At 49.3% G+C, this 17,811-nt stretch carries 23 protein-coding genes; 3 read left to right on the top strand and 20 right to left on the bottom strand.

What is annotated here, in order from left to right; translation table 11 throughout:
* Window positions 1-103: 103 nt before the first annotated feature.
* Both OGW16_RS15605 and OGW16_RS15600 read right to left on the bottom strand, forming a co-directional pair.
* Window positions 104-574: an SRPBCC family protein gene (locus tag OGW16_RS15605; RefSeq protein ID WP_043016765.1), complete on the bottom strand. Its 471-nt coding sequence runs from the start codon at window positions 572-574 to the stop codon at window positions 104-106.
* 13 nt (window positions 575-587) lie between these two features.
* A complete protein-coding gene (locus tag OGW16_RS15600) occupies window positions 588-1,277 on the bottom strand; it encodes a LolA family protein (protein WP_193144969.1) in 690 nt (229 codons plus the stop codon).
* A gap of 202 nt (window positions 1,278-1,479) precedes the next feature.
* On the opposite strand from OGW16_RS15600, the gene OGW16_RS15595 reads away from it, so the two are divergent.
* Window positions 1,480-1,824, top strand: a complete 345-nt coding sequence (locus tag OGW16_RS15595; RefSeq protein ID WP_072033346.1) for a hypothetical protein — start codon at window positions 1,480-1,482, stop codon at window positions 1,822-1,824.
* A 400-nt stretch (window positions 1,825-2,224) separates the two neighbouring features.
* Here the strand turns inward: OGW16_RS15595 and OGW16_RS15590 are convergent, their stop codons facing one another.
* Window positions 2,225-2,614, bottom strand: a complete 390-nt coding sequence (locus OGW16_RS15590; RefSeq protein WP_220711650.1) for a HumD family translesion DNA polymerase — start codon at window positions 2,612-2,614, stop codon at window positions 2,225-2,227.
* 78 nt (window positions 2,615-2,692) lie between these two features.
* Here OGW16_RS15590 and OGW16_RS15585 point away from each other — a divergent pair, with 78 nt between their 5' ends.
* Window positions 2,693-2,935 carry a DinI family protein gene (locus tag OGW16_RS15585; protein ID WP_286518610.1) on the top strand — a complete coding sequence of 81 codons (243 nt, stop codon included), beginning with the start codon at window positions 2,693-2,695 and terminating at the stop codon, window positions 2,933-2,935.
* A 178-nt stretch (window positions 2,936-3,113) separates the two neighbouring features.
* On the opposite strand, the gene OGW16_RS15580 is transcribed toward OGW16_RS15585, so the two are convergent.
* The 6 genes from OGW16_RS15580 to OGW16_RS15555 are packed head-to-tail and all read right to left on the bottom strand — an operon-like array spanning window position 3,114 to window position 9,554.
* On the bottom strand, window positions 3,114-4,286 hold the full coding sequence (locus OGW16_RS15580; RefSeq protein ID WP_286518609.1) for a tail fiber domain-containing protein: 1,173 nt from the start codon (window positions 4,284-4,286) through the stop codon (window positions 3,114-3,116).
* A gap of 9 nt (window positions 4,287-4,295) precedes the next feature.
* Window positions 4,296-5,258: a DUF6453 family protein gene (locus OGW16_RS15575; protein ID WP_286518608.1), complete on the bottom strand. Its 963-nt coding sequence runs from the start codon at window positions 5,256-5,258 to the stop codon at window positions 4,296-4,298.
* Window positions 5,258-7,972 carry a phage tail tip protein J-related protein gene (locus OGW16_RS15570; RefSeq protein WP_286518607.1) on the bottom strand — a complete coding sequence of 905 codons (2,715 nt, stop codon included), beginning with the start codon at window positions 7,970-7,972 and terminating at the stop codon, window positions 5,258-5,260. The genes OGW16_RS15575 and OGW16_RS15570 overlap by 1 nt, the downstream gene beginning before the upstream one ends.
* On the bottom strand, window positions 7,972-8,370 hold the full coding sequence (locus OGW16_RS15565; RefSeq protein WP_286518606.1) for a DUF6950 family protein: 399 nt from the start codon (window positions 8,368-8,370) through the stop codon (window positions 7,972-7,974). The genes OGW16_RS15570 and OGW16_RS15565 overlap by 1 nt, the downstream gene beginning before the upstream one ends.
* Before the next feature lie 6 nt (window positions 8,371-8,376).
* Entirely contained in the window at window positions 8,377-8,961 is a 585-nt protein-coding gene (locus OGW16_RS15560; protein ID WP_048217931.1) for a hypothetical protein, read from the bottom strand.
* Entirely contained in the window at window positions 8,961-9,554 is a 594-nt protein-coding gene (locus tag OGW16_RS15555) for a hypothetical protein (protein WP_286518605.1), read from the bottom strand. Before OGW16_RS15555 ends, OGW16_RS15560 begins: the two co-directional genes overlap by 1 nt.
* A 167-nt stretch (window positions 9,555-9,721) precedes the next feature.
* Here OGW16_RS15555 and OGW16_RS15550 point away from each other — a divergent pair, with 167 nt between their 5' ends.
* Window positions 9,722-9,934: a hypothetical protein gene (locus OGW16_RS15550; protein WP_286518604.1), complete on the top strand. Its 213-nt coding sequence runs from the start codon at window positions 9,722-9,724 to the stop codon at window positions 9,932-9,934.
* 184 nt (window positions 9,935-10,118) lie between these two features.
* Here the strand turns inward: OGW16_RS15550 and OGW16_RS15545 are convergent, their stop codons facing one another.
* The 11 genes from OGW16_RS15545 to OGW16_RS15495 form a co-directional block, all read right to left on the bottom strand.
* Complete coding sequence (locus OGW16_RS15545) at window positions 10,119-12,593, bottom strand: phage tail tape measure protein (protein ID WP_286518603.1); 2,475 nt, start codon at window positions 12,591-12,593, stop codon at window positions 10,119-10,121.
* 74 nt (window positions 12,594-12,667) lie between these two features.
* Window positions 12,668-13,387, bottom strand: coding sequence for a zinc ribbon domain-containing protein (locus OGW16_RS15540; RefSeq protein ID WP_077224034.1), 720 nt, complete (start codon window positions 13,385-13,387; stop codon window positions 12,668-12,670).
* A gap of 62 nt (window positions 13,388-13,449) precedes the next feature.
* The gene (locus OGW16_RS15535) at window positions 13,450-13,626 is read right to left on the bottom strand and encodes a phage tail assembly protein T (protein WP_199999103.1); all 177 of its coding nucleotides are present in this window, start codon (window positions 13,624-13,626) and stop codon (window positions 13,450-13,452) included.
* A 110-nt stretch (window positions 13,627-13,736) separates the two neighbouring features.
* Window positions 13,737-14,117 carry a phage tail assembly chaperone family protein, TAC gene (locus OGW16_RS15530; protein ID WP_003841709.1) on the bottom strand — a complete coding sequence of 127 codons (381 nt, stop codon included), beginning with the start codon at window positions 14,115-14,117 and terminating at the stop codon, window positions 13,737-13,739.
* 52 nt (window positions 14,118-14,169) lie between these two features.
* Entirely contained in the window at window positions 14,170-14,661 is a 492-nt protein-coding gene (locus OGW16_RS15525) for a phage tail tube protein (RefSeq protein WP_039517935.1), read from the bottom strand.
* A 58-nt stretch (window positions 14,662-14,719) separates the two neighbouring features.
* Window positions 14,720-15,085, bottom strand: a complete 366-nt coding sequence (gp17, locus tag OGW16_RS15520; RefSeq protein WP_039517932.1) for a tail completion protein gp17 — start codon at window positions 15,083-15,085, stop codon at window positions 14,720-14,722.
* Window positions 15,082-15,621, bottom strand: a complete 540-nt coding sequence (locus tag OGW16_RS15515; protein ID WP_286518602.1) for an HK97-gp10 family putative phage morphogenesis protein — start codon at window positions 15,619-15,621, stop codon at window positions 15,082-15,084. The genes gp17 and OGW16_RS15515 overlap by 4 nt, the downstream gene beginning before the upstream one ends.
* Window positions 15,614-15,946, bottom strand: a complete 333-nt coding sequence (locus OGW16_RS15510; RefSeq protein ID WP_069323626.1) for a phage head closure protein — start codon at window positions 15,944-15,946, stop codon at window positions 15,614-15,616. Before OGW16_RS15510 ends, OGW16_RS15515 begins: the two co-directional genes overlap by 8 nt.
* Window position 15,947: 1 nt before the next feature.
* Window positions 15,948-16,160 carry a hypothetical protein gene (locus OGW16_RS15505; RefSeq protein ID WP_039517925.1) on the bottom strand — a complete coding sequence of 71 codons (213 nt, stop codon included), beginning with the start codon at window positions 16,158-16,160 and terminating at the stop codon, window positions 15,948-15,950.
* A gap of 63 nt (window positions 16,161-16,223) precedes the next feature.
* Entirely contained in the window at window positions 16,224-16,550 is a 327-nt protein-coding gene (locus tag OGW16_RS15500; RefSeq protein ID WP_286518601.1) for a head-tail connector protein, read from the bottom strand.
* A gap of 42 nt (window positions 16,551-16,592) precedes the next feature.
* The gene (locus tag OGW16_RS15495) at window positions 16,593-17,804 is read right to left on the bottom strand and encodes a phage major capsid protein (protein ID WP_286518600.1); all 1,212 of its coding nucleotides are present in this window, start codon (window positions 17,802-17,804) and stop codon (window positions 16,593-16,595) included.
* Window positions 17,805-17,811 lie beyond the last annotated feature (7 nt).

Raw genomic sequence — 17,811 nt, 5'->3', positions numbered from 1 at the left:
GTTATTCATCAATAACAGACCTGTTAACTGTGAATGAAATGAGATACTACAAGGTCGCTATTAAGCCATTTACAGGCAAAAAAGTACAGCAGTGGGAACGAGTTCAGTATATATACACATGCGTAGCCAGTTTGCGCGCTAACCCTCTTGCCCCCTCGCGCATGACCGTATTGTGATTCCAGCGAAATACAGGTGCTGCCAGCGGGGCAAGATAATTCATCCAGCGGATCGTGGTACGCACATTCCAGTCATATCTGACGATAGTTTCTGCACCACTTGCAGAAAAAGACCACACGCCTCGCCCTTCCACCGCGCCACTGGCTTGTCCTTCAAGCAGAGAGCAAGGCAGAATGTTCAATACGTTGATGTCAAAGGTTAAGCGATAAGGAAGCGCCCCTTTCCAGGTATAACGATGCAGCGCCCCAATCCCCTGTAGATCGCCTTTCTTTAGCTCAACGATGCGTTCCAGACTTCCCCACCATTCCGGCCACTGGTCCGGATGGGAAAAAATATCCCATACCTCCTGGATTGAGGCCTCAACCCGCCAGACGGTGGAAAACTGATACTCAGCCACAATACAGGCTCCCTCAAGGCGTAAAGAAATGAGTGGGAAAATGGATGTTGATAACCATCGCTTCCAGAAGAACGGTTTCTAATCGCTGCCCATCTGGGGCATAGCTGATCACTTTGGCAGGGAGTCCGTGGTAGTTATCCAGCCAGACGTCGTAACGGTGAACGCCATCAACGGCCAGTCTTCCCTGTCCAACCACGGATACGAGCGTCGTCTCCCGCCCCGCAAGGCGCTCCTTAGCGACAACCGTCGTTGTTCCCCCACGTTGCAGATAGCGAATATTGCCCAACAACACGCCGATATCAGAGCGATCCACCCGATGACCGCGCTCATCCTGGATCAATGAATTGGTTGGCGACAGGTGCAAAATGGGCAACGTACCCACACCCAATGGCCATAACGTCACTTTACCGCTGACAGGATTAAAGATAAGCACCGCGCCTGAATGCGGCTGGGTAAAATCCATTCGTACATAGCCGGGTTTCTGATAGCTGTAGCGAATGATTTTATTCTCACCCTGTGCAGATGAGGATCGCATCATCACCTGATAAGAGGCCATGTTATTAAATGACTGCTGTGCAAACGCAATAGGATCCGCGGTCCCAACATCCGGCAAAAATGCCCCTCTCTTTTCCGCCGGGCATACTGTGCAGCTAAAAACGAGCAAAGCGGTGAACGCAACTAGCGGAAAAAATGAGACACGCATGACCGCCCCCTGTATCTGTACTGTCTGTAAACAGAAGCCATCACCTGTCGACTGTTTTTATTATAGTTCTTAACTGCGCGGCACTACTCTCCCGGCCCCTCTGAATCAGTATGAGCAGCAGGTTTAAAGTTGGTTTTCTTTTCAGTTGAGATGACACCATAAAGCTATACTTTAATAGCCATACATTTAACAGGTATTAATCATGAAACTGCCATCGGTATTTTCATGCACCGTTCTCATATTACTGCTGCTGGCGTCATCGTCTGCCACAGCCAGCGCGTTACAAAACCAGGCCGTCAGAGAGCAAGAGTTAAGCGCGGCACTCCGAGCCGGTAATGGCGTCATCATCATTGGCGGAACGGATGATTTCGCTTTCACGCTCAGGGCACGAAACCGAATCCACAGACATTTGGCGATACAGGATGGCTTTGGCGATCCCATCCTGATGAATAGTTTCCAGGACCACAACTATAATCCCGCCCGCGATGGGTTTATTAACAACCCTGCCCGAGGGAGCTTTATGTTTAACGCACCGATTCGTCGATAGAATGACTGGCAATAGTGAGTGTGTAGAGGACAATTTACGTATCTGGCGGATGACTTGACGCAAGGTAACGGTGGTTCGTAAAAAACAGGCACAAAAAAACCACCCGTAGGTGGTTTCACGACACTGCTTATTGCTTTGATTATTCTGTTCTTTCCCATGGTACCCGGAGTGGGACTTGAACCCACACAGCGCGAACGCCGAGGGATTTTAAATCACGCGTGTTATCAAGCACTATCAATAAGTTACGTTATTTTTTCGCCAATATCACATGATTTTAAGATCAACTTAATCAATAGCTTATAACCATCAAGAAGGTACAATGGTGAAACATTTTTTGCTCTCAACATCGTCCCAACGTGTCGGGTAAATGAGGTTAAAATCCTCGCACAATTTAAGCTATTCACATCACCGGGCAGTCATCAAACTCCGCGTTCCTGGCATCATTAATGATGTACGTGATCACCCCGAATATAGCGGGCGCAGAACTGTAACCGTCATCATCTGCTGGCAGCGCCTCCCTTCTCCCGTTCTCCAGATTAACCAGGTGGGGCTGAGGATGAGTCCGATATCGCTTGATCCTGAATTCTCCGTCTATCGCGCATATCAGCAGCGAGCCATCACAGGGAGAAAGTGACGCATCAACAACAAGCAGCGCCCCCTGGATTATCCCTTCCCTGAAATGTGAACGTGATGCCCGCATAAAATAAGTCGCTGATGGCTGGCTGATAAGCTGCTGATCGAGGGAGATTCGTGTTTCAACATAATCTGCCGCAGGTGAAGGAAAGCCCATGTTTATGCCCTCTCTTGAATACCGGATAAAAACACAGTATAAATACTGTATATCCATCCAGTAAAGGGGTTATAAGCAATGTTCGTGGAACTCGTTTATGACAAAAGGAATTTTGATGGTCTGCCCGGTGCAAAAGATATCATTCTGGTCGAGTTAACTAAGAGGGTTCACCGGATCTTCCCCGATACTGATGTTCGGGTTAAACCGATGATGACACTGCCGGCGATCAACACTGACGCCAGCAAGCATGAGAAAGAACAGATAAGCCGTACTGTTCAGGAAATGTTTGAAGAGTCTGATATGTGGCTGGTTTCAGATTAAACGCCTTGAACCGTCATATTGCTTAAGTACAATCCGCCGTGACTGGCAATCATTCAATACTCGCACTATCGAACGTTCGCCGCAGCCATAAGCCATACTCTTGCGTATAGTATGGTTGCGGCAGTTCCCACCTGTTATTTCGCTTTATGACATTGCACTTTGATGGTCCAGAGCAGAATTATCTGGCGGCGAGTTGTTCAACAATTTTCTTCAGCGCCACCATGTCTTCTTTCAACTGATTGATTTCTTTCTGCTGCTCTTCGTTTTCATCCATCAAAGACAGAATTGTCGCATGATGGAGGGCGACAGTTACCCCACTGTCACCGGCCTGTACTGACAACGCATCTTTAACTATGCTTCCGTCATCCAGTTCAACATCTCCAACGGTTATTCTGGCCTCAGGGAATACCTCATATAGTTCATCTGCAATAACCCCTATACCAAATCTCCCCGACATGTCCCTGGACTTATAAACCCAGGTCGCCGCCTGAATACGCCGCATTTTCTCCCGCGGATTGTCTATTTCCTTAATCTGATCTTTGGTTTTCCTGCTGGATGTGGCACTGACCCATGAGCCATTGGCGGCATAGGCATTGCCATTTGCAGACATGGAGAATGCAGCGGCCAGGCTGAGGTCTTTATTCACCACGGTAAATCGATGCCCACCCGCACCTTCTCCACGCTGGTTGATGTACTCAGACGCGCCGCTTGAGGTATTCCAGCCACTGTAGTTTCCACCATCTGCCGGAGCTCCTGGTGCTGTCATCACTGTCCGGATCCACCCGCCTATCGTGGCGTTTCCGTTTATCGTTCCCCCACTCTTTTTATCAATACTGTTCAGTCTGGCATCATTACCCTGACAAAATGAACCAGCAACACTACCAAATGGAGACGATGATCCTGTGCCTCCCTGATTTAATGGCACCGCGCCGTCAACTTTTGTGGCCATATTATCGGCAAGGTATTTCCATGACGGTCCGGTGAAGGTAGTGCCGTCTGGCAGCCTGACGGTGATGGTTCCGGTGCCGCTGAATACCTGCTGCCAGTTCTGTTTGTCGTAGTTCAGGCCCCGAAGAGCCTCTGCACTCTGGGTCACCAGCGCTGCGGTAACCATATTCAGCGCCACGCGGGGAACGGCAGACCAGGCAGCCCCAGTCGCTCGCGGCCCGGTGTAATTACTGACAAGCGTCAGGCGTGTATTGCTGTTAACTTCCAGTACAGGAAGTGTGTAAGGCACACCACCCACGACAACCACAATAAAATCACCTGCAGCTAACTCAGTGGTGAAAGTGGTGTCAGTTCCGGCAACCGAGGCTGAGTTATTGTTAAGGGTTAAGGTTCCTGCTGACATGGGGTTTCCTCAGTACATATTTGGAAGTATGGGAAGTGGCGTAGTCACATCACGATAGAAAGAGAAGTCACCTGCAGTGGAGGCATAATTTCCAAATACGGCATTCCGTTCACTTCTGACGCGACCATCAGACATTACAATTCCGTTGTATCTGACATTGTTGTATCCCCCGATAAAACGGCTTCCGATACCGCTGCGTATAATCGGGAAAAAACCTTGCCCTGTATCCTGAAATATCTGGGACAGATAAATACTGTTCTGGTAAACAAATGGGCGCTTTTGAGTGGAAAACGTTACCTGCCCTGCGCTGTTGGTCATCGTTATTCCTGGCCCCGCTATTGGTGCCGTGTTATTAAAAATAACAAGGTCAATATCGACCTTCCCCTCCAAATCATCCCTGCCGTCATACTGAATATTCCGGCACACCAGCCCTGCTCCGTCGAATGCCACTGATACCCCAGCATTATCCCACCGTCCGAAAGGTATCCCCATGACGGGAAGTGGCAAATAGCCATCTACAGTTACACGTCCGACATATTGCGCCGTCATCAGTCTTGCGTTGTCAGGTATAGCTGTAAAGTCGGTGGAGTTTTCAACGAGGATACCCACACTACCCGCACTGGCTGGCATAACCTCCATAACAGTTCCTGAGAAGCTGGTAAGCCGGTTTCCACTGGTCCCATTAATGGTTGCGTATTTTATATATGCTGAATTCTGATTATTTAGTCCGAATTCAGTCACATAATAAAACTGTGGGATGAACGTGACATCGTTATAATCAATCACGCTGTTTGGTATGAATATTACCTGTGAACCCGGTGTACTCTGGATGTCAAAGTTGATTATCCGTGCTGCGGAAGGAACCCTGTTATTAATGCTTAACTCACCGCATAAGGACGGAGCACGGAGCCCCGCAGTAATCGCCATTACCGGGCGACCATCGTTGTAGTCGATTAAAATCCCTTCCGGCATTATGACCACCTCCCGAGGACGATCCGCCCACCACCAGGCAGATTAACTGTCACCCCATTACCATCAATTTTGACAACGTTATTAACACCGTTGAATGCAAATTCACCGCTGTCGGCATACAGTCTTCCGTGGAATTCAGGGCTGGCATTCTTGGGTAAATTCCACCCCCTTACGCCGGGTATGAAATTTGAGGATTGAAGCGAGTCCGTAATTTTACCGAAATCAATGGACGCTTCCTGGATGAGCACACTGCGAATAAATACCTGCCCGTTATAGACAAAGAATGCAGCCTGCCAGTTACCTGGGTTATTACCGGAATAAATGCCGAACTGATCTGCGGCAAAGACAACCGTGGATTTATAGCTGTTTCCATCAGGCTCGATAGACATACCGAAACCAGTGTTGTATTTAACACCGTTTCTCACGATGCCCATGTTAAGCGTGTAGGAGGCTTTGGCTGTTCCGTCGCTGTTCACCACAGCAGTCATTTTCTGGTTTACCGCAGAGGTCAGACTGCCATCAGGTCCTATTTGAGCCTGAACATAAGTGGATAAGTCAGCAAGACCCTGCTCGGCTGTCGCGACGGTTGTTTTAACCACCAATATATCAGCCCGGACCTCCCCATACTGAGCCCACTGGTGTTCCACGGTTCCATGATTTGCCAGCGCATTTTCCATAATGCCTTCCAGGTTCGTATCGACACCGGCCTTAACATTCTGGAACGCATCTGATTTCTGAACCGCATCATCAATGAGGTCTGTGAGACTGCCAGTGTCCATAGAGCACAGCGCCGGTACTTCGACAAAACCGGATGCACCAAAGGCGTTAACTGTCCTGATATACCAGTAATAGGTATGCCCAACCTGTAGCTGATTGCTGGTCCAGGTGGTTCCCATCCCTTCACGGCTGGCATTCGCTTCCACGGTGGCTGTTGAGGCATCAGGCAGCTTCGTTTCTCCTGACGTCCAGAAATCAAACTGTGTGGAAACACTGGTAATTGCCGCCAGACGCGGGATCAGCGTGACGGCAAAGAAGCCCTGCTCTATATCAACATGGGAAGGTGCTGGCGGGGCTTCAATACTGAATTCCAGATACCCTTCTGGCGATTCTGCCCCCATCTGGTTTACGGCAATAACGTGGGCTGTGTAGGTATTTTTTGGTAACCCGGTAAGACGCGTGAACGTTCCCGGAACCTGGACGGACATCACCATTTGACCATTGCGACGAATGATCACTTTGTTGTAGACCACCTGCCCGATATTCTGCCAGGACAAAATGCCCTGTACGACCTGACCGATTTCCTCCACGGTGTATTTCAGATTCTGCGGCTGCGCCACTCCTCCGGATGGCAACTGAGTGAACGGAGGTCGCTCGATCGGTTTACCAACAGCATCACCCCAGACATCTGCTGTTTCCTGCTTCAGTGTCAGCTGTACGCCATTCTGAACGCCGAACTTCCAGTCAGTTACACGCATTTCAACATTAACGATACCGATAGACGGGAAATTCACCTTCACGTACATTCCAGGGCGGTAACGGTATCCGCTCAGGTTCAACGTAACGTTCATGGTTCTGGCGATGCGGGTGCGCTTTAACTTCACGTCTGCCAGACGCTGGGCCTGAAATTCAGAGGTCACAAATCGCAGCTTCATATCCTGCGATATTTCCACGCCGTCTTCCGTCACCCAATCACTGACAGACACAGAAGGGAAATCCGCTTCGGTATAACCCTGCTGCGGATCAACAAACGTCCCCTTGATGGTGTTAACGCGTTCCGCCTGAGAGACTTCCGGCATGATTTCAATATCACCGGCCAGTTGGCTCTCAGTGATCACCTCTGTCGCGGGGCCATAATAAGCCCCGACCAGAAGGCCATGTTTTCCAGCGGTATACGTTACATCCCCGGCGCATGCTGCCAGCATCCCTTCCAGAATACTGACCTTGTTTTCACTGAGATCGAACTCACCGTTGATGGTATAGCGCTTCTCAACGGTATTACCGCCAGTAATCACATCCTCATCACAGATATTCGCCGCTTCCTTAAACTGATCCCAGAGAATATCGGTGTCGGGAACTTTCAGGTAATTGCGGTAATAGTCCAGGATAACCAGCGCAGCGTTATTGCTGTAACCCGTCAACCCGGTGCGGGGGTCATAAATAGCCCGCCCCTGTTTTTCGACCTTGATGTTAGGGATGCCTGCCGGGAATTTTTCAGCATTGAATTTAAGGGATACACGCAGCCAGGTGAGTCCTTTACCGATCATGTCTTCTTTCCATGACGGGCAGTTTTCCAGCATGTAGGGGTCCGCCGTCTGACGGTTGGTGTGCAGCTCGAAAAAGGCATGCTCAGGATAGCTACTGATAGGCTCATCACCCAGCCAGACAGTCTGTACACCGGATAACGGATGTCCTGCCAGGGCAATGGCCAGATGCAGCATTTCGCCATCATCCTGTTCGCCAGCCTGTTCTTCGGAAAAGAACAGAGTGCCTGCTGATGTGGAGCGACCATACACAACGGTTTTGGCACTGGCCGCAGCGCGCAGAACCTGTTTGCGTTCAGACGTATCACGGTAGGAATTCAGCGACGGGGTCTTGGTCAGCGCCTGAGTGGCAATCTGTGCGGCAACGGTAATAACCATCGCGATGGCATACATTTCATTTGCCGCCGCCACACCTGCGGCAATGGTGGCAACAATAGGAACAGCAGCAGGCATTAACGCACCCTCCAGACACTCAGCGGTTTAACCCGCAGACTGACAAGACCAGTTTCGCCAGGTACCCACACAACGCCGGAATACACTACCCCGGCGCATCGCGCCCCGGCATTTTCAACAACGGCAATATCCCCGCGTTGCGCCAGTTTCACCGGCACCTCATTGAGATAACGGGCCAGCACCTTTTCAAGCGAACCGCCACCGCGCAATATCGCCTTTTTAGCCCCATGCTCGCTGTCGTAGGTTCCGCGCCAGTCTGCCGCAAAATCCTCGCCGCACATGGCCTGAGCGCAGTCCGCCGCGAACAGACAGCAGTCATGACTGCCCCATAAAAAAGGCCGCTTTTCAGCGGCCCTTATTACGGTGATTAATCTGTTATGCCAGTCCGGATGCTTCATGCTTCCTCACTTATAGGTAAATCCTGGCGCATCTTTTTTACTGCCCCAGTAAATAGAACGTTCAGACATCTGCGCCACATACCGGAATATGCGGTCGCCGGGATAAGCAGCCTGCTGCGATTCATCGGTATAACGATCGGGGAAAGGACGCTGCCAGTCTTCAAAAATATTACTGATGGTGTACTGCAGGGCGTTCGTCCCGCCAGCGGTCGCCCCCGTACTGGATACCCGCCCTTTAAACAGGAGATCGGCAACCTGGACAACACCGTTATCATCCATGGCCACAAGATAGATTTCGGCATTTCTGCCCACGCATCGCTCATTCAGCGTGGTGGCAAAGAGGGCCATATCCAGGCCAGAAAGGGTCATTTTGACCTGCGTGGGGCTTGTCGTGCTGGTTTCACTGGCATCATCAACAGAACCCATGCGCCCCATGCCGTAATAGACATAGCCGCCGAGAACCAGTGTCCCGGTACCGGAATGCACATAGACGGTACCGGATTCAAACTGAATATTAGCGGCGATCGCAACCGTCACCCTGTCGCGGGATAACCAGTCCACCATCGAATCAGAAAAAGGGGAATACAGCATTAAAATGCCTCCTCAAGCTCCAGCGTGTAACTGGTAAAAACACCCGGAACGCGGTTACCGGCACCCTGCTGGTTATCTTTCAGTTTGAAAATACCGTAGGGTTTCGCAACTTCAATGGCAGCATTGGCAGGTGGCGAACCACGCAACATAGGCGCAAATGCAATCATTGCGGTACCGTTCGCAGTACTCGTCACATCAACTGTGACCATCTTCAGCTCGTCATTAACAGTAAAGTAATCTCCCTGTCTGAGAACCACTGTTCCCGGTGTCCAGCCCTTACTCTGAAGCTGAACTCCCGTCTGATCTGCCCCATCAACAACGGGCGCACCAGCAGGCGCTCTGCCACTTCTGCCCCAGTCACGGACTTTTACCCTGCCATACTCACCGTCAAGCGAAGCCACCAGAGCATCAATGCGCCTGGATTTTTCATCCGTCAGGTTATTAAAAGTCAGGGAACATACCCAGCGGGTACCGGGGAAGCGTGCTGTCTGCGATGCCCCATTGAAGGGGGAACGGAAGGTTTTGGTATTACTCTCTGGTCGCCAGCTAAGCGACGCGGGACAGATATCTTCCGGCCATTCGAGTACAGCCATAGATTCTCCTGCATTATTCTGCGCACGGCGGCGCTACTGATCATTTGTCAGGATGTTACTGATTTACATACCTGGTTATGGTTGTTACTCAGCCCGTCAGTGGTGGGACACTGACGCACTCAGATTAAGGAGGGACGGCTGATTACCTCTGGATAAGGAAATTACTAATGGGAAAATTTTCCATCACATCTATCAGAGATATTGACTGGCAATCAGACCCGGACAGGCCAGGAAATTGCAATGTAACGGTTGGTCTTAATACGCCAGTAGGATTTGTACAAATTTCTTTTGATCCAGGTGAACTGGATATCAGAAAATCAACCATTGAGGAACTCGAAAAGGTAGCTATCGCGAAGTTTCACGAGCGCTTAGAGCAGTAGTATCAATATAGGCACTAAACTCATCAATTCGATTTCGTAGAATTTGTTCAAGTCGGGAAAGTTGCTCATCTTTATTGCTTACCCGGCTTTCCAGTTCTTTTACATTAAGCTCAAGAGCCTCAACTCGTTGCTCTAAAGTCATAACTGTCTCCCGCCTTTCGGCTTAATGAATATTAATAATGCATTACACACCAAGTAAGCGCCGCGCCTGGCCGCGATTTGAAAAATCATTCAAAATATCCTGCCTGGCCTGTTTCGCACCGTCATTCGCGCCCTGTCGCGCTGCTTCCTGCATAGCCTGCTTCAGTGCGGCGTCTCCGTTACCGGAAATAGAAAAATGTTGCTGAATGGTTTGCTGGAGCTGAGCCCCACCGCCGCCAACAGAAGAAACCGTGTCATCCACCATACGAACACCGAGGTTACCGTCAGCAGTACGCGTCAGGGGCATAATCGCTTCAGGGCCAGCCTCTCCCATCAGGCCTGCACCTTTTGCAAATGCAAACATCGTCGGGCTATTCACTACACCATTACGGAAACGACTAAGATCAGGCGAATCCATTACACCACCCTTGGCGAATTTCAATTGAGATGCTGCACCTGTGTAAGCCCCGGACGGTGTTGCCCCGCCAGCGGATGCTGCGCCAGCCACTGAACTACCAAACATCCCACCCAGTGAACCAAACCAACCGCTGTCACCAGCAGATTTAAGCGTGTTGACCATAATTGCCCTGAGCAAGACTTTCTGCAGCTCATTCAACACACTGTTCGCCCAACTGGCCCAGTCAGCTTTATTACCACTAAGGGCATCAGCCATGTTATCCACCAGGCCATCAAGGGTGTTACCGACTAAATCTGACACCTGAGTGTAATAATCGCTGGAAGTATCTACCCAGTTAGCCAGACCATTCTGAGCCCCTGCCAGCCAGTTTCCCTGTAACTCATCCAGTTGGTCATAATGAGAACGGTATTTATCGAGCCGCTCAGCAAGCGCTTTGTCCAGTTCCTGGTTATAGCGGTCATAATCCTCCTGGCTACGAATATCTCCGCTCTGATAGCGTCGTTGCAAATCCTCTCGCTTCTCCAGAAATTCTCGTTCAATACTGAGTTGCTCACGCATCCTTTCGCGGGATTTATCACCAAGTCCTGCGCCAATGACATCTGCATCAAGAGAAGCCGCTGAATTCGCATTTTCACGTTGAAGGTTCGAAACGTATTCAGCCAGTTTTAGATTTTCCTCGTTCGCCCTTTTTACGGAATTTAGGCGATCAACCTCTGTAGCCAGTTGTTCAAGGCGTTGCTTCTGTGTTTCATTAAGTCCAGTTAGCTTGCCGTCTGCGATATCAAATTGTAGTTTTTGCTGTTCAGTAACCTCTGCGCTTTTCTTTCCAGTGGTGTCGATGAGAGCAATCTGGCGGAGGTAACTTGTCTCCATTGATTTAAAAGCTGATTCAAGTTTTTTTGCTGAAGTATCAGTTTTTAATTTCCCGTTTGATTCTCCTGCGTCAAGACCATAATCTGTTTTAGATGAAGAATAATTACCTATGGTTGCTGGATATAGAGGTAGGTTATTTCCTGCTTTAAGGATTGCTCGGCGGCGTTCAAGCTCTGATCGTTCAGCCCGTTTCCCTTCCACATCCATTCCTAATCTGTTGAAATCTGCAAGAAAACCTTCGTCATTTAAATCTGCATCAAGGTTTCTTATGCGACGATCAATTTCCTCTATAGATGCATTCTCCCCTACTGCCTGTCCCCCTTTGTAAAGATCGATGAGTTTTCCTGCTTCCGCTCCAACCTTAACAAGCCAGGTAGCGAGGTCGACCACGCCACTAACAAGGTTGGTGATACCTTTGATAACTTCAGGGTCTTTAAATACATCACCCATATCGCTAATTGATTTCTGCAGGTTAGAAAGGTCAACCTTTGCTAATCCAGCTGATAATTCAATCTTAACCCCTTTAACTTGGTTTTCCATATCCTCAAAGATTGAATTAACTTTTACGAGACTTTCTATATCGGTATCATCTGGTGCTACGCCAAATTCTTTCGCAGCCTTAATATATTTTTGTAATTTATCACCGCCCTGATCAAGCAAAGGAAGCAACTTAGAGAGATCGTTACCCAAGCTTTCAAGAATAGTAGTCTTTTCAGCGTTTGTTTTAATCTTGCTTAGCGCATCACTTATGGCTAAAAGTTGCTTATCCGGCGATTCACTCGATAATTTTTTAGCTGATAAACCGAGTGCATCCAATGCATCTACAGCCTCACCTGATTTATTCAGTACCGAGTCACCAATTTTATCTCCGATATCTTTAAAAATATCAGCCATTTGATCGCCTGAAACACCTGCTTTTTCTGCAGCATACTGCCAAGCAAGTAATGATTGAGTAGACATGTTGAGCGACTTAGCCCAACGGTCAGACTCAGTAATTTGCCTGGAGGTGTTTTTTAACAGGTTGTATCCAGCCACACCTACGCCAATAGCAGCGGCGCTTGCTGCAGTTGCTGCCCCTGTGAATGCAACAGCTACAGATTTTGCATCCTCTTGAACCTGTTTTCGCCATTTCTGCGATGCCCTTTCAGCCTGGCTTAGGCCGCCAACAAAGCCGCCAACTTTGGCAATTAAGTCTATCGTTAATGTACCTAATGATTTACTTGCCACGCTGTCCTCCAGGTAAAAAAAAGCCCCGCAAAGCGAGGCATTTTAATACTTATTAAATAGTGTAAATATTACTTTTATTTTTTCTTTGCTTGCTCTGGATAATCTGAAACATCAAAATCGAACCCCTGTTCGCCAGATTGATAAAATGTCACTCCAATAGTGATTTTTTTATTGCTCTTGATATATTTTTCGAAAGACTGTGGGTTATCAAGAAAAATCATATCTGACCTTCCAGACGCCTCACTACTTGCAGTCCAGGTTTTTACCTTTCCGTTATCGCCCTTCGTTCTTATTGAGCAATCTGAGTAACCACATACAATCTGCCCTTTAGATATCACGACATAGGCATCAGTACCTTGTTTTCTTTTGCGGAAAACCAAGTTGAGTACAGATCCACCATCAACGTTGTATGGGAATGGGAAATTAACATGATTTTTCGATGTATTATAAAAAATCTCCCCAACCTCACCAGTAACGCTATCTTTCGTGGGTTGGTTATGCCAGTTAATAACTGTAACTGGTTCTTTTTTTACCTCTACTTCTTTTACGACATCATTTTTCAACTTATCAGTGCTTACCTGAGTGCTACCCACTGTTTGGCTAGGTGCTTCTTTTTTATTGCTTACTTTGCCAATAAACAAAAGAAGGATAAGAACCCCTACAAAAATAAAAAACACCATCATACATCCCGATGGACCTTTGTTTTTTTTTGCTATGGGAGCTCCGCACTTTGGACATGATGCGGCCTTATCAGATACCTGTTCTCCACACTCTTTGCATTTAATTAAAGCCATTCCTTGATCTCCTTGTTTTTAGATAGGGTAGCAAGGAAAGCGTTTCTAATAAATTCTACTTTTCAATTCCACGTCCTCATCGCTTCCTGCAGGCTGATTGGTTCGTTAGCGGCTACGCGCTCTACCGCTGCAATGTGAGGGGCGAAATCAGCAATGCTGAATGCCGGTGTGTTTGTACCGCGATTAACATTAGCCAGCACAGAAGAAATCAATGCTGCGCCCCATTCAGTTCGCATCATAGGGTTCAGGCTTCCGTACTTTTGACGATACTGAACCCACTGCTGGAACTCAAGGAAGCTAAGGCATTCCTGAGCTTCTGAAATGGTACGTCCACCAATCCCGTTAAGGACTAGTTCGCACCAGATTTCGTCTTCTGCGCTGAGTCCGTCTTTCCCAGATCGTTAACTTCCTGAATAGCCACCAGCAAAGCCACTGTAAGATTGCCATCCAGTGCGCCACGTTCCGGATCAGCCTCGCCGGTCACATCAGCAACGGTAAACACCTGATGCCCGTCTTCATCACAGATTGATGCTGCAATACGACCAGCAACGCCATCAATCTTGCCAAGACCGGCGAGAACGTCAGACGTGGCAGTGTGATAACCCAGAGGGCGAACATAAGTTGTGGCAATATGTTCTTCCCCGTCAGCACCTTTCCATTTAATTTCTTTCTCAACAGGACGGCCAGTAAAAGCACCTGTTTTTTTCAGCGTATCAAGAGTCAGTTTCATGTCGTTTTCCGGTATAAACATCAATGAGGCGGGGTATGATCCCCGCGTTTAATTAACTGCCTGGCTGTTCTTTAGGAATCCATGCCCCCTGGCCAGAGCGCTGGATGGTAGCAGACGTCTGCACGACGGTATTACCCTGGAAGTCAAACGGGAAGTCGGAAACATAACCTTTGAACACGTACCAGGTACGATCTGAAGGTAGAATAAGTCCATCAACAGCATCAGGGGAACTCCCCGTTGTTGGTTTAGACTCACCATCGGACCATCCGATCGCAAATGTCACATCACTCTGATCATTTGATTCAGCCATATTACTGAGCATCAGATGGCTGGCATTCTGTGGATCAGCGTTAAGCGTGGCCGTCGCCTGCCCCGGTGTACGCAGACCCTTTTTATATTTTCGGGTGTTGCGTTCACTGAGGCACGTATCATCAATCTGATCTGCAGGGCTGCCGCCTGGTGAAAATGCCGTAATACATTCGATTTCGCTCACGACACCATTCGCGAGCACAAAAAGTTGAGTGCCTTGAGTCACTACTGACATAGTCATCTCCGGATATAAAAAAACCGGCTTATAGCCGGTGTGATGTGAGTGGTTTGAGCTATCGGTTGACCAGCCAGTCAACGTCAAAGGAATATCGGTATTTGAGGGTTGCAGAGTCTCTGCCCTGTGCATCCCAGCGGGTAATGTAAGCTTTACGCTGAATGACATCGCGCAATGCTCTCGCCACAGCAAGAGCATCTTCATCGGTGTCGCCATAGACATCCACCTGAATGGAATAACGGTCGATGTCAGGGTTCTGACTCAGGTAATTTTCAGGTTCACCGCCCACGTTCTGCCAGACCGCGTAGGGATACACAAGGTCATCATCATGCATGCCAAACGGATAAAGCCTGACCGGGTTGGCACCAAGTAGCTCTTTTACTTTCGGGTCTGTCGAACAGACGGAAAAAACTGGAGCAATCATGCTGTCGTTCCTTTTTTGTCGGCACGCCTAACTGCGCGATCGATAGCTTTTTCCATTTCTTCAGCGAAAACGCTGATTACTGCGGTATCAACACCATTCATCGCTGGTCGCAGTACAGGCTTTGCGGCGGCATGCTCGGTTCCAAATTCGAGAAAACGCCAGTACCAGGTATCGCCGCCAGGATTGCTTTTATCGCCCAGTGTTTTGAACGTTTTCCCAGCCCTGCCTTTCCTGACGTTAGCCTTTGTGTTTGCATACTGACTGGCGCCGCCCATTACCCCAACACGAAATGCCAGATCACCCGTCCTGCGGAATTGTTTGCTGCTGAAGCTGGCGACAATATTTTTATATATCACCTCTTTGGTGAGGGGATCATCAACTCTGGCTGCGTTACTTCTGGCGCGATCCCTGATTATATTCGCAGCCTTACGCAGCGCAGAACGCCCGGCTTTATTTCGGGTAACGTCGGAAACAGCCTCCATTTTTCCAAGCAGTGATTCGAGGCCTGTAAGGTTTACTTCAACACTATCAGCCATCGTTTACCCCCTCAGAACAAGGAAGCGTCAGATATTCACGACCACTTTTCGGGTCCGGGAGCACGCCCTCAACGTTGTATACTGAGCCACGAAAGAGAATACGGTGCTTTCGGGTAATACCTGCACGGTAACGAATCGTTATGCGCGTTGTTATTTCGCCCTGTGATGCCTGGGCCGCTATAAACTCCCGTGCTGACAAGGGGGATATTTCGGCCCAGATAGTTGCGACATCGCGCCAGGTATTAATTACGGCTCCCGTTGTAGGGTTCTGTTCTTTTACCGGCACCTGCAGGGTAACCCTGTGACGCAATTTCCCGGCTTGCATATCACCCCCTGGGTTTTTGACTCAAGTAAACGGGTCGCTCATCACCTAATGAAGTAGTATCAATTTCTTCATCTTCGGCCAGTGACTGGATAATGACATCACACAGAGCTGCGTTTGATTCAGCCAGGCGGCTTATCGCTTCCGTCTGTTCTCTCTGAGCTGCGGTTTGTTCCCGCAGCGCCGCTATTAGTTCCTTTACCAGTTGCTCGTTCATAAGCTATTTTCGCCCACTTTTTTATCCATTCGCGCCTCTGCGCGCACCCGGAACAGGCCATATTTACACCCCGTAAATTCGGTATGGCTGCAGCAAGGCTTCAACTGCAAACGGAACCTCTGCAACGGTCTGACCAACGACCACTGATTCTCTGTTGGCATACCAGTGACCTATCAGCAGTAACATGGCCGCTTTAACATCATCATTCAGTAGAATCGGGGCAGGGTCGTCTACGTAACCAGGGCTGTCTTCTTTTTCATAGAGCGTTCTCCGCGTCCATGTCTGAACGTAATGCGCCGCCGCGCCAGTGTATAAAGTCAACAAAGCATCATCACCGGTAAAGTCGGTATCAATGCGGCAGTGCTGTTTCACCACATTTTGATCAAGCATTTTTCTGACCTAAAAAAAGCGGCCCGCAGGCCGCAGTGTTTATCAGCTACCTGCGCCGGTGCTGAAGGAGCCATACACGAACGCTTCAGGGCGTTTGACGGCCAGCGCCAGACGTTCCTCGCAACGGATGGTGATCATGTTTTTCTCGAAATCGTCGGCGTTCTCCGTGGAGATAACGACATTCGCATCTTCGCGGTCGAAGATTTGCGCGCCAGCGTTGAAAGCACCAGTCAAAAATTTACCCTGGAAGGCTGCCACTTCAGTGGCAACAACCGGCAGGCCCCACAGCGTCGGCCCAGTCAGCGCTGCAGGGTTAGCCAGGATGTAGCGGCCCAGGCTGTCTTTTGTCAGTTCGATCCGCGCCCAGTCAATGAAGTGAAGAACGTGACCGGATGCAGGGAAGCGCGCCAGTTGCGCCTGCAGCATTGCCAGACGCAGATCGTCAATACCGCTCTGCTGTTCAACAGTAAACGCTGGGTTAAACGCTGACGCCTGAGGAACAATGCCATGCAGATGTACACCGGTACCGTCACCGAAGAGAATTTCCTGCTCTTCCGCGTACTTCAGTCCGTAGCGCATTTCGGCATCAACGGTTGACTGCAGTTGTGCGAAGTCATCCAGGATCTGCTTTGAGGCTTTGAACAGGTGAGCGATGGTGCTAACGCCCGTGATTTTCGGCGTAAACTCAATATCGCTGTATGGTTTCTGTGTATTTTCAGGAACCACTTTCGCGTTGTTGGTAAAGCCAGTCTGTTGCACCCAGAAAATAGCAGGAGAGGAAGTGCGACCAGGCGCAATCAGATCGCGGATGAACAGGCGCTGCTTCGGTGCCGTATCGATGCCCGGAATTCGCTGGGGTTCGATAACGCCATCAGGCACATCCGCAGAAGTCAGTGCGGCCTTAACCGGGATACTGATACGTTTGCCACCTTCCACGCCGGAGGCAAAGGTTTTCAGAGCTTCAGCAGAGATCACCTGCTGACCGATTGATTCCACAACATGCTTCGCGTTTGCCAGCGGCATCTGGGCGACATGTTGCTCCAGTTCGCCCATCGCTGCCTTCAGCGTTTTTTCTGCTTCGCGCAGGGCGTTGAACTCAGAAGCCATTTTATCGACGGCTGCCTTTGTTTCTTCTGACAACTTGCCGGACTTCTGCGCCTCCTTCACTGCTTCTTCTGCTTTCGCGTTGAACTTGCCGGTTGCCTCTTCAATGCTGGCCGTGACTTTTTTCAGAATATCGTTTACTTCAGACATAAATGGT

The organism is Citrobacter sp. Ce104, from assembly GCF_030334595.1.
Classification (GTDB): domain Bacteria; phylum Pseudomonadota; class Gammaproteobacteria; order Enterobacterales; family Enterobacteriaceae; genus Citrobacter; species Citrobacter europaeus.
Note: the sequence above shows the minus strand (reverse complement) of the source record. Positions and strands in the feature narration are given on the sequence as shown.

Excerpts from the sequence above, each read along its gene's own strand:
- OGW16_RS15600 (WP_193144969.1), bottom strand. The coding sequence starts at position 1,277 with ATGCGTGTCTCATTTTTTCCGCTAGTTGCGTTCACCGCTTTGCTCGTT.
- OGW16_RS15595 (WP_072033346.1), top strand. The coding sequence starts at position 1,480 with ATGAAACTGCCATCGGTATTTTCATGCACCGTTCTCATATTACTGCTG.
- OGW16_RS15590 (WP_220711650.1), bottom strand. The coding sequence starts at position 2,614 with ATGGGCTTTCCTTCACCTGCGGCAGATTATGTTGAAACACGAATCTCC.
- OGW16_RS15585 (WP_286518610.1), top strand. The coding sequence starts at position 2,693 with ATGTTCGTGGAACTCGTTTATGACAAAAGGAATTTTGATGGTCTGCCC.
- OGW16_RS15580 (WP_286518609.1), bottom strand. The coding sequence starts at position 4,286 with ATGTCAGCAGGAACCTTAACCCTTAACAATAACTCAGCCTCGGTTGCC.
- OGW16_RS15575 (WP_286518608.1), bottom strand. The coding sequence starts at position 5,258 with ATGCCGGAAGGGATTTTAATCGACTACAACGATGGTCGCCCGGTAATG.
- OGW16_RS15570 (WP_286518607.1), bottom strand. The coding sequence starts at position 7,972 with ATGCCTGCTGCTGTTCCTATTGTTGCCACCATTGCCGCAGGTGTGGCG.
- OGW16_RS15565 (WP_286518606.1), bottom strand. The coding sequence starts at position 8,370 with ATGAAGCATCCGGACTGGCATAACAGATTAATCACCGTAATAAGGGCC.
- OGW16_RS15560 (WP_048217931.1), bottom strand. The coding sequence starts at position 8,961 with ATGCTGTATTCCCCTTTTTCTGATTCGATGGTGGACTGGTTATCCCGC.
- OGW16_RS15555 (WP_286518605.1), bottom strand. The coding sequence starts at position 9,554 with ATGGCTGTACTCGAATGGCCGGAAGATATCTGTCCCGCGTCGCTTAGC.
- OGW16_RS15550 (WP_286518604.1), top strand. The coding sequence starts at position 9,722 with ATGGGAAAATTTTCCATCACATCTATCAGAGATATTGACTGGCAATCA.
- OGW16_RS15540 (WP_077224034.1), bottom strand. The coding sequence starts at position 13,387 with ATGGCTTTAATTAAATGCAAAGAGTGTGGAGAACAGGTATCTGATAAG.
- OGW16_RS15535 (WP_199999103.1), bottom strand. The coding sequence starts at position 13,626 with ATGATGCGAACTGAATGGGGCGCAGCATTGATTTCTTCTGTGCTGGCT.
- OGW16_RS15530 (WP_003841709.1), bottom strand. The coding sequence starts at position 14,117 with ATGAAACTGACTCTTGATACGCTGAAAAAAACAGGTGCTTTTACTGGC.
- OGW16_RS15525 (WP_039517935.1), bottom strand. The coding sequence starts at position 14,661 with ATGTCAGTAGTGACTCAAGGCACTCAACTTTTTGTGCTCGCGAATGGT.
- gp17 (WP_039517932.1), bottom strand. The coding sequence starts at position 15,085 with ATGATTGCTCCAGTTTTTTCCGTCTGTTCGACAGACCCGAAAGTAAAA.
- OGW16_RS15515 (WP_286518602.1), bottom strand. The coding sequence starts at position 15,621 with ATGGCTGATAGTGTTGAAGTAAACCTTACAGGCCTCGAATCACTGCTT.
- OGW16_RS15510 (WP_069323626.1), bottom strand. The coding sequence starts at position 15,946 with ATGCAAGCCGGGAAATTGCGTCACAGGGTTACCCTGCAGGTGCCGGTA.
- OGW16_RS15505 (WP_039517925.1), bottom strand. The coding sequence starts at position 16,160 with ATGAACGAGCAACTGGTAAAGGAACTAATAGCGGCGCTGCGGGAACAA.
- OGW16_RS15500 (WP_286518601.1), bottom strand. The coding sequence starts at position 16,550 with ATGCTTGATCAAAATGTGGTGAAACAGCACTGCCGCATTGATACCGAC.
- OGW16_RS15495 (WP_286518600.1), bottom strand. The coding sequence starts at position 17,804 with ATGTCTGAAGTAAACGATATTCTGAAAAAAGTCACGGCCAGCATTGAA.